The following is a 15,969-nucleotide window of genomic DNA, read 5'->3' on the forward strand; positions in this document are numbered from 1 at the left end:
ATCGCCGCCCCTTTTATTTGATCGCGGCGTGGTATTCCTGGAGTGAATACAAGGGGCGGACCGGGTTCTGGATGCGGGCGGCGATGCCTTTCGCGCTCGCGACCGCCGCGGCCAGGGTCGTCATGTAGGGGACCCGGTATTTGATCGCGGATTTGCGAATGTAAGAATCGTCCACCTGGCTGGCGCGCTTGCTGATCGGCGTGTTGACGATGAACTGGACGACGCCGTTCTTGATGTCGTCGGCGATGTCGGGGCGTCCTTCGTTGATTTTGACCGCGAGGTCCGCGGTGATTCCGTTCTCCGCGAGAAAGCCGCGCGTGCCCGCCGTGGCGCGGAGTTTGAAGCCGCATGCGACAAAGGTGCGCGCGATCTCCAACACCTGCGGGGTGCGTTCCCACACGCTCATCAACACCGTGCCGCTCACGGGGAGCGGGCTTTGCGCGGCCTCCTGCGACTTGCAAAAGGCAAGGCCGAAGCCGGTGGACATGCCCAGGACCTCGCCGGTCGAGCGCATCTCGGGGCCGAGCACGGGATCGACCTCGGGGAATTTGTCGAAGGGAAAGACCGCCTCCTTCACGCCGTGGTGCGGGATGGTTTTGTGCGCGAGCTTCATCTCCGGGATGGTCGCGCCGAGCATGAGCTGCGTGGCGATGCGGGCCATCTGCACGTTGCAAACCTTTGAGACGAGCGGGACGGTGCGGCTGGCGCGGGGGTTGGCCTCGAGGACGTAAACCTTGCCGTTCTCGATGGCGTATTGCATGTTCATCAGGCCGACGACCTTCAACTCCTGCGCGATTTTGCGCGTATAGGTGTTGATGGTGTCGAGGTGCGACTGGGAAATGGACACGGGCGGGATGGCGCAGGCGCTGTCGCCCGAATGCACGCCGGCCAGCTCGATGTGCTCCATGACGGCGGGGATGAAGACGTCCCTGCCGTCGGCGAGCGCGTCGGCCTCGCATTCGAGCGCGGACTGGAGAAAGCGGTCGAGAAGCAGCGGGCGCTCGGGCGAGACGTCGATGGCGCGCGCGACGTATTCGCGCAGCATGTCCTCGTCGTAGATGATTTCCATGCCGCGCCCGCCGAGGATGAACGAGGGGCGGATCATGATCGGGTAGCCGATGCGGCCGGCGATGCCGCGCGCCTCCTCGAAGGTGGAGGCCATGCCGGACTCGGGCATCGGAATCCCGAGGCGCTCCATCATCCGGCGGAAGAGGTCGCGGTCCTCGGCGGTATCAATCGTGTCGATACTGGTGCCCAGGATGCGCACGCCGTTGGCGGCGAGTTCGCGGGCGATGTTGAGCGGGGTCTGGCCGCCGAACTGCACGATGACGCCGAGGGGTTTTTCCTTGGCGTGGATTTGCAGGACGTCCTCGACGGTGAGCGGTTCGAAGTAGAGCTTGTCGGAGGTGTCGTAGTCGGTGGAGACGGTCTCGGGGTTGCAGTTGACCATGATGGTCTCGTAGCCGGCGTCGCGGAGGGCGAGGGCGGCGTGCACGCAACAGTAGTCGAACTCGATGCCCTGGCCGATGCGGTTGGGGCCGCCGCCGAGGATCATGACTTTTTTCGGGTTCGCGGACGCCGTGGCGGTGTCTTTCGCGCAGTAGGTCGAGAAATAATACGACGCATTTTCCACGCCGGAGACGGGCACGGCCTCCCAGCCCTCGACGAGGCCGAGCGCGATGCGGCGGGCGCGGAGGTCCGCCTCGGGGAGGCCGAGGATTTTGGCGAGATATTTGTCGGCAAAGCCGTCGCGCTTGGCCTGGGCGAGAAGATCGGGCGGGAGCTGCGCGGCGGGCGCGCCTTTGTGCGCGAGGAGTTTTTCCTCGAGTTGCACCAGTTCGAGCATCTGCCCGATAAACCAGGCTTTCACGTGCGTGAGGGCGTTGAGCTCGGCGACGGTCGCGCCTTTGCGCAGCGCCTCATACATGAGGTAGTGGCGCTCGCTGCTGGCGAAGCGGAGTTGCGCGAGGAGTTCGTCTTTCGAGAGCGTGTGGAAATTTTTCGCGAAGCCGAGGCCGCTGCGCCCGTTTTCGAGCGAACGGATGGCTTTCTGGAAAGCCTCCTTGTAGTTTTTGCCGATGCTCATCACCTCGCCGACGGCCTTCATCTGCGTGCCGAGCCTGTCCTCGGCGCCCTTGAATTTTTCGAAGGCCCAGCGGGCGAATTTCACCACGACGTAGTCGCCGGAGGGCGTGTATTTGTCGAGCGTGCCGTCGCGCCAATACGGGATATCGGCGAGGTGGAGGCCGGAGGCGAGTTGCGCGGAGATGAGCGCGATGGGAAAGCCGGTGGCCTTCGACGCGAGCGCGGAGGAGCGCGAGGTGCGGGGGTTGATTTCGATGATGACGATGCGGCCGGTGGCGGGGTCGCGCGCAAGCTGGACGTTGGTGCCGCCGATGACGCCGATGCTTTCGACGACTTTGAACGCGATGCGCCGGCATTCGTCCTGCACGTCCACGGGGATCGTGAGCATGGGCGCGGTGCAGAAGGAATCGCCGGTGTGCACGCCGACGGCGTCCACATTTTCAATGAAGCAGACGACGACCATTTTGCCGGCGGCGTCGCGGACGACTTCCACCTCGAGTTCCTCCCAGCCGAGGACGGATTCCTCGATGAGGCACTGGCGGGTGAGCGAAAGGTCGAGGCCGCGCGCGGCGATGGTGCGGAGTTCATCGATGTTGTAAACGAGCCCGCCGCCCGCGCCGCCCATGGTGTAGGCGGGGCGCACGACCACGGGATAGTTGAGCTCGGCCGCGGCCTGCTCCGCTTCCGCGACGGTGTGGATGATGCGGCTGTCGGGCAGGCCGATGCCGAGCGAGCGCATGGTTTCCTTGAAAATCTCACGGTCCTCGCCGCGTTCGATGGCCTCCAGGTTCACGCCGATGACCTCGACGCCGTATTTAGCGAGGATGCCGGCCTTGGCGAGGGCAATGGAAAGGTTGAGGCCGGTCTGCCCTCCGAGGTTGGGGAGAAGGGCGTCGGGGCGTTCCTTGGCGATGATTTGCTCGAGACGGGCGACGTTGAGCGGCTCGATATAAGTGGCGTCGGCCATGACCGGGTCGGTCATGATCGTGGCCGGGTTTGAGTTGACCAAGACGATTTGGTAGCCGCAGGCGCGCAGTGCCTTGCAGGCTTGGGTGCCGGAATAATCGAACTCGCAGGCCTGCCCGATGACGATGGGCCCGGAGCCGATGATGAGGATTTTATGGATGTCGTTGCGTTTGGCCATAATGGGAAGGGTTTTGCCGGGGCGCAGAGTTGAGGGCGAAACGGCGGGCGACAAACGTATTTATCGAAAGAGCAAAGAAAATGCAGGAGCGGGGCAAAGTCGCGACAAACCACCCTGCACGCTCCTCAAAGCGGCAAGGTTTCAGGCGGGGCGATGCGTCACGATTTCGCCCGCCGGACGAGCTTTTTTTATCAGGCTTCGACGAGGTCTTTTTCGACGCGGAGGTTGCTGATGATGAAATCCTGGCGGTCAGGGGTGTTTTTGCCCATGTAGAATTTCAGGAGGTCGTCGGCGTTGTGGAGGTGGTCGAGCGTCACTTTCTCCAGGCGGATGTTTTCGCCGATGAAGTCCTTGAACTCGTTGGCGGAAATTTCGCCGAGCCCTTTGAAGCGGGTGACCTCCGCGCTCTGGCCGAGTTTGTGGAGGGCGGCCTGTTTCTCGGCCTCGCTGTAGCAGTAGATGGTCTGTTTCTTGTTGCGCACGCGGAAGAGCGGCGTCTCCAGGATGTAAACGTGGTGGTTGGTGATGAGCTCGGGGAAAAATTGGAGGAAAAACGAGAGGAGCAGCAGGCGGATGTGCATGCCGTCCACGTCGGCGTCAGTCGCGATGATGATGCGGTTGTAACGGAGGCCGTCGATGCCGTCCTCGATGTTGAGCGCGCTTTGGAGGAGGTGAAATTCCTCGTTTTCGTAGATGACCTTCTTGGTGAGGCCGTAGGTGTTGAGGGGTTTGCCCTTGAGGGCGAAGACGGCCTGGGTCTGCACGTCGCGGCAGGCGGTGAGAGAGCCGGCGGCGGAGTCGCCTTCGACGATGAAGAGCGTGGTGTCCTCGGCGCGCTTGTCCTTGCTGTCGAGGTGCACGCGGCAGTCGCGGAGCTTGCGGTTGTGGAGCGAGGCTTTTTTCGCGCGTTCGCGGGCGATGTTGCGGATGCCAGCGAGCTCCTTGCGCTCGCGCTCGCTGGCCTCGATCTTGGCCTTGATGGCGTCGGCGGCCTCGGAATTGCGGTGCAGCCAGTTGTCGAGGTGCTGCTGGAGGAACTGGGAGACGAACTGGCGGATGCTCGGGCTGTCTTTCTCGGGGCCCATGTTGTTGGAGCCGAGCTTGGTCTTCGTCTGCGACTCGAAGACGGGCTCCATGACGCGGAGGGAAACGGCGGCCACGATGGACTGGCGGATGTCGGCGGCCTCGTAGTCTTTCTTGAAAAAGTTGCGGACGGTGGCGACGAGCGCCTCGCGGAAGGCGGCGAGGTGGGTGCCGCCCATGGTGGTGTGCTGGCCGTTGACGAAGGAGTAGTATTCCTCGCCGTAATGGCCGCCGTGGGTCATGGCGATCTCGATGTCGTCGCCTTCGAGGTGGATCATGGGGTAAAGCGGCTCGCCGGTGAGCTTTTTGGCGAGCAGGTCCTTGAGGCCGTTGTCGGAGCGGAAGGATTTGCCGTTGAAGACGAGCGTGAGGCCGCGGTTGAGGTAGGCGTAGTTCCAAAGCATCTCCTCGATGAACTCGGGACGGAACCGGAAGTCCGGGCCGAAGAGCTTTTCGTCGGGATCGGGGGTGAATTCGACGAGGGTGCCGTTGCGCTCGCCGGCGGGGGCGTCGATGATTTTGCCCTCTTTTTTGAGTTTGCCCTGGTAAAACTCGACGAGGCGGGATTTGCCATCGCGGATGGATTGGGCGCGGTATTCGAGGGAAAGGGCGTTGACCGCCTTCTGGCCGACGCCGTTGAGGCCGATGGCTTTCTTGAAGGTTTCGCTGTCGTATTTCGCGCCGGTGTTGATGATGGAGACGCACTCGGTGAGTTTGCCGAGGGGAATGCCGCGTCCGTAGTCGCGCACGTAGAGGGAGCGGTCGGCGAGGTGGATTTCGACGCGCTTGCCGAAGCCCATGGTGAATTCGTCGATGGCGTTGTCGATGGTCTCCTTCAGGAGGACGTAGATGCCGTCGTCGGGGTGGGAGCCGTTGCCGAGGCGGCCGATATACATGCCGGGCCGGAGGCGGATGTGCTCGAGGGGAGAAAGGGTTCTGATGTTCGCTTCGGTGTAGTCGGAGACGCTGCTGGATTTGGCCATGGTGTGTCGGGTGAACGCGATGGATGGGTGTCGATGTTTGTGTTCGAAAAATTGGACAGGACCTGCGGGAGGAAATCTGTCAAAGGGATTAGCGTCGGACGGCAGGCGCGAGAGACAAGAAATTTTCGCAGAGAATTTTCAGCTTGGGATTTTCAGGTGATGACGAAAGCCGTACGCATTTTCATAAGTATCCAACCTTTTATACTAATTAAATCCTTGCCATTCGAGTGCCTTTTCCTGTTTGACTCCTTTCGTCGTCATTTTGACACGCCGCCGACCAGTCTGCTGGAGGTCTTTTGGAAACCATCACCAACACCGCCGTCACCACCAATCAACACGGCGCAAGACCCAGCCTATGTCTCATCACACCTCCGCGCTCCCTTCCCCATCCCGCGTCTTTGCGCGCACGCGCCTCCTCGGCGCGGCGTTTATTGCCACCGCCGTCCTTGCCTGCCTGGCCTCGCCCGTCCCCGTGGCCCGCGCGCAGCAGGAAATCCTCAACACCTCCTACGACATCTCGCGCGAACTTTTCACCGACGTGAACAAGGTTTTCGTCCCTTATTGGAAGACCAAGACCGGCCAGGACGTCGCCGTGAAGCAATCCCACGCCGGTTCCTCGCGACAGGCGCGCGCCATTCTGGAGGGACTGCAAGCCGACGTGGTCACGTTCAACACCTTCACCGACGTGCAACTCCTCGCCGACAATGGTTTCGTCGCGAAAGACTGGCCGGCCCGCTTTCCCCACAACGCCTCGCCCTTCTACTCCGTCCATTCGATTCTCGTCCGGACCGGAAATCCGAAAGCCATCCGCGACTGGGACGACCTCGCCCGCCCCGGCGTCTCCATCGTGCAGGTCAACCCCAAGCTCGGCGGCAACGGCCGCTACGCCGTCCTCGCCTATTACGCGCATGCCCTGCGCGCGAACCACGGCGACCACGCCAAGGCCCGCGCCTTCCTGAAATCCGTCCTGGCCAACGTCATCGTCTTCGAGTCCGGCGGACGCAGCGCGACAACCACCTTCACCGAACGCGGCATCGGCGATGCGCTCATCAATTTCGAGTCCGAAACCCTCGCGCTCTCCACCGCCGGCCGCGACAAATTCCAGGCCGTCACGCCCGGTGTGAGCATCCTCTCGGAATTTCCCGTCGCCGTGGTGGAAAAAAACGCCGAAAAACGCGGTACCTCCGCCCTCGCCCGCGGTTATCTCGAATACCTCTACACGCCGGAGGCGCAGGAGGTGATTGCGCGCAACTTCTATCGCCCGCGCGACGCCGCCGTCGCCGCGCGGCACGCCGCCCGCCTCCAGCCCGTCGAGGCCCTCGAGGTCGGCTCCGTCTTCGGCGGCTGGGAAAAGGCCACCGCCGATTTCTTCGCCAACGGCGCGCTCGTGGACACGTTGCTCAAGGAAATCGCCGCCGAAAAACGGTGAGCGCCCTCCCGCCAGCTTTTATTCGCACCGCCCCCGGAACGCCCGCGCCCCGTCCGCGGCGCGGGCGCGAACGCGGACGCCCGGCGCGGATGCTTCCCGGCTTCGGGCTCACGCTTGGCGGCACGCTCCTTTTCCTCAGCCTCGCCACGCTGCTCCCGCTCTCCGCGCTCGCGCTGAAGGCATCCTCGCTTTCGTGGCCCGCGTTCTGGACGCAAATCAGCGACGCCCGCGCGCTCGCCACCTACCGCATCACGCTCGTCTCCGCGCTCGCCGCCACCGCACTCAATGTCGTCCTCGGCGTATCGGTCGCCTGGATACTTGTTCGTTATGAGTTTCCCGGGCGCCGCCTGCTCGACGCCGCGGTGGACCTGCCCTTTGCGCTCCCGACCGCCGTCGCCGGGCTCAGCCTCGCCACGCTGCTCGCGCCCAACGGGCTCGTCGGCCAGCTTTTCGCGCCGCTCGGCATCAAGCTCGCCTATGCGCTGCCCGGCATGGTGGCCGCGATGTCGTTCACCAGCTTCCCCTTTGTCGCGCGCACGGTGCAGCCCGTCCTCGCCGACCTCGATCCGCAACTCGAGGAAGCCGCCGCCACGCTCGGCGCCGGGCCGCTGGCCGTGTTTCGCCGCGTGGTCTTTCCCGCCATCCTGCCCGCCACGCTCGCCGGCGCCACGCTCGCGCTGGTGCGCTGCCTCGGCGAGTTTGGCGCGGTCGTGTTCATCGCGGGCAATCTCCCGTTCCGCACCGAGATCACGTCGTTGCTCATCTACACGCGCGTGGCCGAGCATGATTACGAGGCGGCCGCCGCGCTCGCCGTCGTCATCCTCGCCGCCGCGCTCCTCGTGCTGCTGGCGATGAACACCATTCAGCACCGCCTCCTCCGCCGCCTGCACTGAACATGCCCGACGCCGCTCCCGCCTCCCGCCGTGTTTCCATTCGCGGTCATCCGCGACGCATCGCCCTGGTGCTCGCCGGAGGAGGCGCCGCCGCCCTGCTCATCCTGCTGCCGCTCGCCGCGGTTTTTTATTACGCGCTGCGCGACGGCTGGGCGGCCTACATCGGCAGCCTCGCCGATCCGGTCACGCGCCACGCCATCGGCCTCACATTGCTGGCCGCGGCCATCGCCGTGCCGGTCAACACGGTCTTCGGCCTCGCCGCCGCGTGGGCCGTGGCGAAGTTTGAGTTTCGCGGACGGCGGCTGCTCATCAGCCTGATCGAACTGCCGCTCTCGATCTCCCCCATCGTCATCGGCGTGGCCTATCTCTTTGTTTTTGGCATGCAGGGTTTGCTCGGGCCGTGGCTGGCGGGGCACGGTATCCGGCTCGTGTTTTCCATTCCGGCCATCGTCATCGTCACGACGATTGTGACGACGCCTTTCGTCTTTCGCGAAGTCCTGCCGCTCATGCAAAGCCAGGGCACGCACGAGGAGCAAACCGCCCTCACGCTCGGCGCGGGCGGCTGGCAGACATTTCTTCGCGTCACGCTGCCGAATATCAAATGGGCGCTTATCTACGGCGTGTCGCTCGCGACCGCGCGCAGCCTCGGGGAATTCGGCTCCGTGGCGATCGTCTCCGGCGCGGTGCGCGGCGAAACCAACACGATGACGCTGCAAATCCAGCTCCTCTTCGATGACCGCGTGCAGACCGGCGCGTTTGCCGTGGCGTCCATCCTCACCGTCCTGGCCCTCGCCACCTTGCTGCTCAAAACCTGGGTCGAGCATCGGGAAGCCAGGCGCCTGCGCAACTGACGGCAATGCGCCGGGCACAAAAAAACGCCCCGAGGGGCGTTTCGAATGACGCTGAACCGCACCCTTCCATCAGGCACCAGGATGCGGCGACCCGAACCGGCTTAGAATTTTATCGAAACCTTGCCGTCAGCGGCGCCAAACCGGCTGCTGGAATCAACCAGCGCGCGATCGTTCAGGCGACTCGTGATGCGCTCGCGGGCGCGGGCGAGGCGGGGATTGTTGTCCGCGTCCATTTCGCTTTCCGAAACAGGATCGGCATAGGCGAGCAGACGGGAACTGCGCGGATTCGCCGAACTGGCGAGGCGATGCAGGTAATCAGTTTCGGACGTGGCATTGTCCGCCTCGGCCTCTACCGACGGGGACACCGCCTCGAAAAGGGCCAGAATGGGCGTGGCGACGATGCTGTCCCCGTTGCCCGACTGCACTTGCAAGGCGGCAATCGATTGCCGCCGGAAAATCTCGTTCCTGGCGCCGACAAACGCGGCGGCGACCGCCGACGTGCTCGACAGGGCCAGCATGCCATCGCTGGCATCGGCATCCGTCCGGGCCGGGAAAGTTTGCGCGTCCGACCGCGGCTGCGGGACGCCCACATCCGGCGCGGAGCGGACGCTCACGACTGCGACTCCTTCCTTGGCCGGCAAAGAAGCTGGCTCGTTGGACGCGTGCAATGACGAGGGCGCGATTCCGCCGCCATGCGCGCCGTCACCCACCGCGACAACGGTCGCATCCTGCGAGCCTGCCCCGACGCCCACCGCGACCGGCAGTGCCGTGCGGTCGGAACGCATCATGACCATGGCAAACGCCACGGCCGCGACCGCGCCGACCGGCACATAGATTTTGGCCAGGCCGCCCGTGAGGGAACGCCACCATGGGCGCTCTTCGACGATGGCGGCGGCAAGTTGCTTGTGGCGGAGATCCCGCTCAAATCCCTCCCAGAAATCCTGCGTGGGGCGCTCTGCCCGCTTGATGCGAAGGAGTTGCTCCAAGGTGACCTTGGATTGCGATGATTTGTCCTTGTCCATTTATGCGCGCGTGTATGCCTGCAACTCGGCCTGAAGGAGCTGTTTCGCGTAGTGTAAACGCGAACGCACCGTGCCCACCGAGCATTCCATGATCTCGGCGATTTCCTCGTGGCTGAGTCCGTCTATTTCAAATAAAGTCACCACAGTGCGATGTTTGATAGACAGCTTCTGCATCGCCTCGTTCAATTTTTCCTGAAGTTCTTTTACAAAGAGCTCCCGGTCTCCGCCATTTTTATCAGTCAGTTGTTTAAGCACTTCAGCATTTGTATCCTCTTCGTGGATTTTCTCGAAGCTGAAGAAGGAGCGCAGGCGGGACTTGCGCAAATGCGTGAGCGTGGAATTGACCGCGATGCGATAGAGCCAGGTAAAAAATGACGATTGCCCCTGAAACCGATGGATGGATTGAAAGGCCTTGATGAAGGCATCCTGCGCCAAGTCCGCCGTATCCTCGCGATTGGAAGTCATGTTGTAGATGACGCCAAAAACACGCTCGCGATATTTCACGACGAGTTTGTCAAACGCCGCGACATCCCCGGCCTGCACCTGCTGGACGATCTGCCAGTCGGCATCGGCTTCCTGCCGGCGATCGGGAGTCGCGACCAAGGTTTTTTCGAGAGTATGGGTTCCGACGGACATTGGTTGCTTGGGTTGCGGAAGGAAACATGGCCGGTGTTGCGCCGGGTGGCAACCCCATTTGTCATGTTTCGCGGGCGCCTGTGCCTGCAAAAAAGCCCCTCCGGGAGCGTATTGCGCCGAGGGGCTCGGGAAGACCTAGTCTCAATAGGGAGAACTTACGCGCGCGGCTTATTCGCCGTCCTCACCGATGGCCTCGACGGGGCAGCCTTGCAGCGCCTCCATGCACAGGCCAACGTCTTCCTCGGAGGCGGGCTGCGCCTTCACGTAGGAGTAGCCTCCATCGTCGTTCCGGGCGAAAAACGCCGGCGCCGTCTCGCGGCAGAGGTCACAGTCGATGCACTGCTGATCGACGTAGAATTTGCCGGCTGCATTAATGTCCCATTTTTCTGCTTTGTTTGCCATGATGACGGGAGAAAAGAGGATTTATTGAGACTGTCAAGACGGGGTGTTTACAAAAATTTCCGCATCTTTTTCGTGGTTTTCCGTCTGCCTTGTTGCTCTCCGTCCGGGACGGTGTTTGTATTTGTTTGAGCGTTTTCCAGTTTTTTTCTCTCTATACCAAACGATGATTTCTGACAGGCATTACATGCGAGACGACTATAACCGGACGCCGACTTCGGTGCTTGTCTGGATGATTTCCGTCATCATCGCCGGATTCATCATACAAAATGTCTTCGAACGCCTGCTCCCCGGCGGGAACGACACGTTTGCGCGCATCGCCGCGATGAGCCAGGGCGGATTGCTCGGCGGGCACGTTTGGAAGCTGCTCACCTACACGTTCCTGCACGAGGGCGTGCTGGCGGTCTTGTTCAACTGCCTGATGCTCTGGTTCCTCGGACGCGAATTGCGCCCGCTCATCGGCGAGAAGGGGCTCGCATGGCTGTATGTCGCGGCCTCGGTTGGCGGCGCGCTCGCGTGGTTCGGCGTCAACCTGGCCAACGGTGGTTTTCTCTATGGCGTGACGAGCGTAGTGTGCGCCTTTCTGGTCGTGTTCGCATGCATCTATCCCGACCGGCAGATGACGCTGCTGCTGTTCTTCATCATTCCGGTCACGATAAAGCCGAAATACATCGCGGGCATCTGGGCGTTGATCGCCCTGTGCGGCCTCGTCTTCAGTGAAATCCCCGCGCGCGAATTCGACCTCGGCATGCACTATTCCGCCCAAATCGGCGGCATGCTCGTCGGCTTTCTCTATCACCGTCTCGTTTACCTGCGCGAATGGCGCAATCCCGACGGCCGCACGCAGATCGAACTGCCCCGCTGGCTGCGCCGGGCCAGAAAAGCCCCCGCCGCCGCTGCTTCAGCCAAATACAAGGTCAATGTCGGCGCGCCCGCCGATTCATCCGCGTCATCCATCTCGCCCAGCGCCGCCGATCTCCGGGCCGAAGTGGACCGCATCCTCGACAAAATCAACAGCGAAGGCTTCGGCGCGCTCACCGCCGAGGAAAAGCAATTGCTGGACGACGCCAAGGATGTGCTCAACCGCCGCTGACCGCATGGCCGGCCCGGACGCGAGCGATTTTTCAGCCGCCCGGGCCCGGCTTGGAATATCCTCGCATCACTCCAGATGCAACATTTGGGCTTTTCGCGCGTCTGCCTGTCTGTTTTTTTCCAACCATCGACGGCATGGAAACCGCTCATCACTTGCGCGTCCCTCCAAACGATGAAACAATTTCGCCCTCCACACGTCCATTTTTCGCGATGAAGTTTTTTTCCGCTCTCACCCGCCACCGCCTGCGTTCGCTGCCCGGCCTCGCAGCCGCCGCCCTCGTTCTCACACTCGTTCCCGTCCGCGCCCAAGGCACCGATGGCGGCGCCTTCAAAAGCACGCCCGCCTTCGAACGCGAAGTCGTGAACGTCATCGGCCTGCTCGAGCATTACCACTATAACCGCGATGCCGTCCGCCCCGCCGACTATGCCGAGGTCGTGCCGAATTTCATGTCCGATTTCGACGGCCAGCGCCTCTTCTTCCTCGAATCCGACAAGGCCGCCTTCATCGAAAAATTTCCCGCCCGCTGGATCTACAACAACATCTCCGGCCTTGGCAAAATCGACCCCGCCTTCGTCATCTTCGGCACCTACAAGACCCGCGTCACCGACCGCATCAACTGGGTGCTCGAACAACTCAAAACCGACCTTCCGCTCGACACCGAGGACACCTATCTCATTGATCGCAAAGACAGCCCCTGGCCCGCCGACGCAGCCGAGGCCGACGACATCTGGACGAAACGCATCAAATACGAGCTCATCCTCGAAATCCTCAACAAGAAGACCCCCGAGGAGGCCCGCGAAAGCGTCACCAAACGCTACAACCGCATGCTCAAAAACCTCGGCGACATCGAGGGCAAGGACGTCGCCGAATCGTTCCTTTCCAGCATCGCCCGCCTCTACGATCCGCACTCCACGTATTTCTCCGCCGAGACCTTTGAGGATTTTAGCATCCAGATGCGCCTCCAGCTCATCGGCATCGGCGCCGTGCTCAGCCTGGAGGACGATTACTGCGTCATCAACGAAGTCGTCACCGGCGGCCCCGCCGACCTCAGCAAACAAATCCGGCCCAAGGACAAGATCCTCTTTGTCGGCCAGGACGACGGCAAGGAGCCGGTCGAGGTCATTGGCATGAAACTGCGCAAGATCGTGGACATGATCCGCGGCAAAAAAGGCACCAAGGTGCACCTCACCGTCCAGCCCGCCTCCGACCCCGCCCAGCGCAAGCAGGTCACGCTCGTCCGCGACGTGGTGAACCTCGATTCCGCCCGCGCCCGCGGCGCCATCTACGACGTTCCCGCCTCCGACGGCAAGAGCGCCACTCCGATCGGCGTCATCACGCTGCCCGCCTTCTACGGCCCCGACACCAGCGAGGACGGCGCCAGCAAAAACAGCGCCACACAGGATGTCGCCGAGCTCATCAAGCGCCTCCAGGCCGACGGCATCCAAGGGCTCGTCCTCGATCTCCGCGGCAACGGCGGCGGCCTCCTCACCGAAGCCATCGCCCTCTCCGGCCTCTTCATCAAACCCGGCCCCGTCGTCCAAGTGCGCGACTTTTACGGCAAGGTAAAAGTCGATTCCTCCGAGGACGCCACCATCGCCTACAACGGCCCGCTCGCCGTGCTCGTTTCCAAGTTCAGCGCCTCCGCCTCCGAAATCGTCGCCGGCGCGCTTCAAAACTACGGCCGCGCCATCATCATCGGCGACAGTTCCACGCACGGCAAAGGCACCGTCCAGCAACTCATCGAGATGAAGGACGCCATCCCCTTCATGGCCCGCGCCGGCCTGAAAACCGGGGCCGTGAAACTCACCATCCAGAAGTTCTACCTCCCCGACGGCGAGTCCACCCAGCTCCGCGGCGTCGTCCCCGACATCATCCTGCCCTCCATCGACGATTATCTTCCCATCGGCGAGGCCGAACTGCCGCGCGCGCTCGCGTGGGATGAGATCAAAGCCGCACCCTTCGACGGCGGCCCGCTCGCCATCCCTGTCTTCGAGCCGCTGAAAAACGCCAGCCTCGAACGCCAGAAATCCTTCGAGGAGTTCACCTATCTCAACAAATCGATCGACTGGTTCAAAACCAAGCAGGCCCAGAAAACCCTCTCGCTCAATCTCACCGCGCGCGAAAAACAACGCGACGCCGACAAGTCTTTCCGCAAGGAAATGGACCTGGAGCGCAACCGTCTCGCGGCCTCCGTCGGCTATCCCGCCCGTGAATTTTCGCTCGTCCCGCCCAAGCCGAAGGCAACCGAAACCAACGAGGGTGAGACTCCCGTCAATGAAAACGCGACCCCCGGTGACGCCAAACTCGAAACCAACGAGAACACCACCGTCGCGAAAAGCGACATCGACAACACCACCGCGGTGACCGCCGATGCGGACGCCGTCGGGGCGCCGCTTGCGACGCCCGTCGCGAAAGCCCCCGCCGCCCCGCCCGCCGCCACCCTTGCCTCAGCCGGCTCGCCCGGCGCCGCCGCGGCCAGCACCGCCGCCGCGTCCGACCTCCCCGACGCCACCGGCCTTTCCCTGGCCATGACCGGCGACACTGGCGAAGAACGAAACGGCACGGATGAAAACGACAGCGGCCTTTCCGACGAACAACTCGAGGAGGATGCGAAAAAGCTCGACATCCATCTTCGCGAATCCCTGCGCGTGCTCAACGACGCGATCGCGATGGCCCGCTCCCCTGAATCCGGATCCTTCGCCGGCGCCCCTCTCACCGCCCAGGCCGTCCGGCGCGAGTGATTTTTCCCGCCCCCTCCCGAGGCGCGCGCAACCCCGCGCGCCTTTCCTGTTGAAGGTTGCGCCCAAAACGCACAACTCTCTCCGCTGATATTTTCGCACCACCTCAATGCATTTTTTAGCCGCCTTCAATATTTGGGAAATCTTTCTTCGATGCGACATCGTCGGCCAGGTCATCACCACCAGCCTTGCCGTCTCCAGCATCATCGCCTGGGGCGTGATGTTCGGCAAACGCAATGACCTGCGGCAGCTCCGCCTGCTCAACCTCGCCTTCGAGCAGCACCTCCGCGACCAGCGCACGCTCCTCGACCTGCCCGAATCCTACCGCAACAAGCGCTCCATCCCCTACGGCGATCTTTTTGCCGACGCCATCGACGCCTATTGGCGCGCCGCCGAGATCGGAAAACAAAAGGGCATCGACACCGCGCAATACCGGCTCGAACACACCGAGAACGCCCTCCAGCGCGCCCTCGCCCGCCAGATTCTCCGCTACGAATCCAGCATGGTCTTCCTCGCCTCGATTGTCTCCGGCGCCCCCTTCATGGGACTGCTCGGGACGGTGTGGGGCGTCATGGAGGCGTTCAGCGCGATTTCCGTGCAGCAGACCGCGAGCATCCAGACCCTCGCCCCCGGCGTTTCCGCCGCGCTCCTCACCACCATCGCCGGCCTGGTCGTCGCCATTCCGTCGGTCTTCGGCTACAATTATCTTTTCGCGAGCAACAAGCGCCTCATCACCGAACTCGAAAACTACGCCAGTTCCCTCGCCGACCGCATCGAGCTCGAATCGCAGTGAGCGCGCCGACGCTTGCCACTTAAACCTTCAGCTTAAACTCCCCTCCCTTGGCCCGCACCCGCAATTTCAGGCGACACCGCCAGTCGAGTCCGATCTCGGAGATGAATCTCACCAATCTCATCGACCTCGGGTTCACGCTGCTGATCATTTTCATGATTGCGACCCCGCTCATCAACCAGGAGCAGACCATCCCGGTAAACCTCCCGGTCGAATCCAAAAGCTCGCAAATCAAGCCCGACAAAAACACCCAGTTTGTCGCCATCACGATCAAGGCAGACGGCAGTTACTACATCGACAACATCCGCGTGGGGTTCGCCGACCTCGAATTGCGCCTTCGCGCGCTCGGCGCGAACCCGAGGGACACCGTCATCCGCATCCGTGCCGACAGCAACGTCCAGTATCAGAAAATCATCACCCTGATGGACGAGCTGAAAAAAAACAACCTGAGCAAAATCACCTTCGACACGCAGTCGGGGACTTGAGGGCGTCCCCATGCTCCTTTGGGCAAAGAATGCATGTCATGGTTGCCGGGCATATTATGCCATTTCCCAATGAAAATCACCCTTTTGCTGGAGGGCCGAGCTCCTGCGAGGCCGTCGCGGAAAAACGTCGCGTATAACCGCGACGGCCTCGCAGGAGCTCGGCCCTCCAGAAGAGTGAATTTCGTTCGGAATTGGTATTCGTTCTACTTTGTTAAGCTGGAGCATTCTTTGTTCAATGAACGCCAAAGGTGCGTTCTATGACAGCCCAGGGCGCCGCCCTGGGTTTTGGGTGGTCATGAATTTCAAGCCCTAAGGGGGCCTCCACCGCCGCCGGCCCG

General features: G+C 62.5%; 12 protein-coding genes. 7 read left to right on the plus strand and 5 right to left on the minus strand.

Annotated elements, in window-relative coordinates; all coding sequences use genetic code 11:
* Positions 1-13 precede the first annotated feature (13 nt).
* Entirely contained in the window at positions 14-3,229 is a 3,216-nt protein-coding gene (carB, locus tag OH491_RS04720) for a carbamoyl-phosphate synthase large subunit (protein WP_068769796.1), read from the minus strand.
* A 191-nt stretch (positions 3,230-3,420) separates the two neighbouring features.
* Positions 3,421-5,295: a DNA topoisomerase IV subunit B gene (locus tag OH491_RS04725; protein WP_068769103.1), complete on the minus strand. Its 1,875-nt coding sequence runs from the start codon at positions 5,293-5,295 to the stop codon at positions 3,421-3,423.
* A gap of 355 nt (positions 5,296-5,650) precedes the next feature.
* Between OH491_RS04725 and OH491_RS04730 the strand changes: the two genes are divergently transcribed.
* The 3 genes from OH491_RS04730 to cysW all read left to right on the plus strand — a co-directional run bounded on the left by OH491_RS04730 (position 5,651) and on the right by cysW (position 8,468).
* Positions 5,651-6,724 (plus strand): sulfate ABC transporter substrate-binding protein, encoded by a 1,074-nt coding sequence (locus OH491_RS04730; RefSeq protein ID WP_068769102.1) that lies wholly within the window; start codon positions 5,651-5,653, stop codon positions 6,722-6,724.
* Between the two features lie 89 nt (positions 6,725-6,813).
* Positions 6,814-7,617, plus strand: coding sequence for a sulfate ABC transporter permease subunit CysT (gene cysT / locus OH491_RS04735; RefSeq protein ID WP_084442052.1), 804 nt, complete (start codon positions 6,814-6,816; stop codon positions 7,615-7,617).
* A gap of 2 nt (positions 7,618-7,619) precedes the next feature.
* Positions 7,620-8,468: a sulfate ABC transporter permease subunit CysW gene (cysW, locus tag OH491_RS04740; RefSeq protein ID WP_068769101.1), complete on the plus strand. Its 849-nt coding sequence runs from the start codon at positions 7,620-7,622 to the stop codon at positions 8,466-8,468.
* Between the two features lie 101 nt (positions 8,469-8,569).
* Here cysW and OH491_RS04745 read toward each other — a convergent pair whose 3' ends face one another.
* From OH491_RS04745 to OH491_RS04755, 3 genes are all read right to left on the minus strand, one after another.
* Positions 8,570-9,490, minus strand: coding sequence for a hypothetical protein (locus OH491_RS04745; RefSeq protein WP_068769100.1), 921 nt, complete (start codon positions 9,488-9,490; stop codon positions 8,570-8,572).
* Entirely contained in the window at positions 9,491-10,126 is a 636-nt protein-coding gene (locus OH491_RS04750) for a sigma-70 family RNA polymerase sigma factor (RefSeq protein WP_068769099.1), read from the minus strand.
* A 168-nt stretch (positions 10,127-10,294) separates the two neighbouring features.
* Positions 10,295-10,528 (minus strand): ferredoxin, encoded by a 234-nt coding sequence (locus OH491_RS04755; protein ID WP_068769098.1) that lies wholly within the window; start codon positions 10,526-10,528, stop codon positions 10,295-10,297.
* A gap of 184 nt (positions 10,529-10,712) precedes the next feature.
* Here OH491_RS04755 and OH491_RS04760 point away from each other — a divergent pair, with 184 nt between their 5' ends.
* The 4 genes from OH491_RS04760 (at position 10,713) to OH491_RS04775 (ending at position 15,631) form a co-directional block, all read left to right on the plus strand.
* Entirely contained in the window at positions 10,713-11,618 is a 906-nt protein-coding gene (locus OH491_RS04760; protein ID WP_334319084.1) for a rhomboid family intramembrane serine protease, read from the plus strand.
* Positions 11,619-11,827: 209 nt separating this feature from the next.
* Positions 11,828-14,359 carry a carboxy terminal-processing peptidase gene (locus tag OH491_RS04765; protein ID WP_068769096.1) on the plus strand — a complete coding sequence of 844 codons (2,532 nt, stop codon included), beginning with the start codon at positions 11,828-11,830 and terminating at the stop codon, positions 14,357-14,359.
* 106 nt (positions 14,360-14,465) lie between these two features.
* Positions 14,466-15,149, plus strand: coding sequence for a MotA/TolQ/ExbB proton channel family protein (locus OH491_RS04770; protein WP_068769095.1), 684 nt, complete (start codon positions 14,466-14,468; stop codon positions 15,147-15,149).
* A 101-nt stretch (positions 15,150-15,250) separates the two neighbouring features.
* Positions 15,251-15,631, plus strand: a complete 381-nt coding sequence (locus OH491_RS04775; protein WP_068769094.1) for an ExbD/TolR family protein — start codon at positions 15,251-15,253, stop codon at positions 15,629-15,631.
* Positions 15,632-15,969 lie beyond the last annotated feature (338 nt).

It is taken from the genome of Termitidicoccus mucosus, from assembly GCF_038725785.1.
GTDB classification, from domain to species: Bacteria; Verrucomicrobiota; Verrucomicrobiia; order Opitutales; family Opitutaceae; genus Termitidicoccus; species Termitidicoccus mucosus.

What these genes read in the sequence shown, in the direction of transcription:
- OH491_RS04760 (WP_334319084.1), top strand. Translation starts at nt 10,713, where the DNA reads ATGCGAGACGACTATAACCGGACGCCGACTTCGGTGCTTGTCTGGATG.
- OH491_RS04725 (WP_068769103.1), bottom strand. Translation starts at nt 5,295, where the DNA reads ATGGCCAAATCCAGCAGCGTCTCCGACTACACCGAAGCGAACATCAGA.
- cysT (WP_084442052.1), top strand. Translation starts at nt 6,814, where the DNA reads ATGCTTCCCGGCTTCGGGCTCACGCTTGGCGGCACGCTCCTTTTCCTC.
- OH491_RS04750 (WP_068769099.1), bottom strand. Translation starts at nt 10,126, where the DNA reads ATGTCCGTCGGAACCCATACTCTCGAAAAAACCTTGGTCGCGACTCCC.
- OH491_RS04765 (WP_068769096.1), top strand. Translation starts at nt 11,828, where the DNA reads ATGAAGTTTTTTTCCGCTCTCACCCGCCACCGCCTGCGTTCGCTGCCC.
- carB (WP_068769796.1), bottom strand. Translation starts at nt 3,229, where the DNA reads ATGGCCAAACGCAACGACATCCATAAAATCCTCATCATCGGCTCCGGG.
- OH491_RS04730 (WP_068769102.1), top strand. Translation starts at nt 5,651, where the DNA reads ATGTCTCATCACACCTCCGCGCTCCCTTCCCCATCCCGCGTCTTTGCG.
- OH491_RS04770 (WP_068769095.1), top strand. Translation starts at nt 14,466, where the DNA reads ATGCATTTTTTAGCCGCCTTCAATATTTGGGAAATCTTTCTTCGATGC.
- OH491_RS04745 (WP_068769100.1), bottom strand. Translation starts at nt 9,490, where the DNA reads ATGGACAAGGACAAATCATCGCAATCCAAGGTCACCTTGGAGCAACTC.
- OH491_RS04755 (WP_068769098.1), bottom strand. Translation starts at nt 10,528, where the DNA reads ATGGCAAACAAAGCAGAAAAATGGGACATTAATGCAGCCGGCAAATTC.
- OH491_RS04775 (WP_068769094.1), top strand. Translation starts at nt 15,251, where the DNA reads ATGAATCTCACCAATCTCATCGACCTCGGGTTCACGCTGCTGATCATT.
- cysW (WP_068769101.1), top strand. Translation starts at nt 7,620, where the DNA reads ATGCCCGACGCCGCTCCCGCCTCCCGCCGTGTTTCCATTCGCGGTCAT.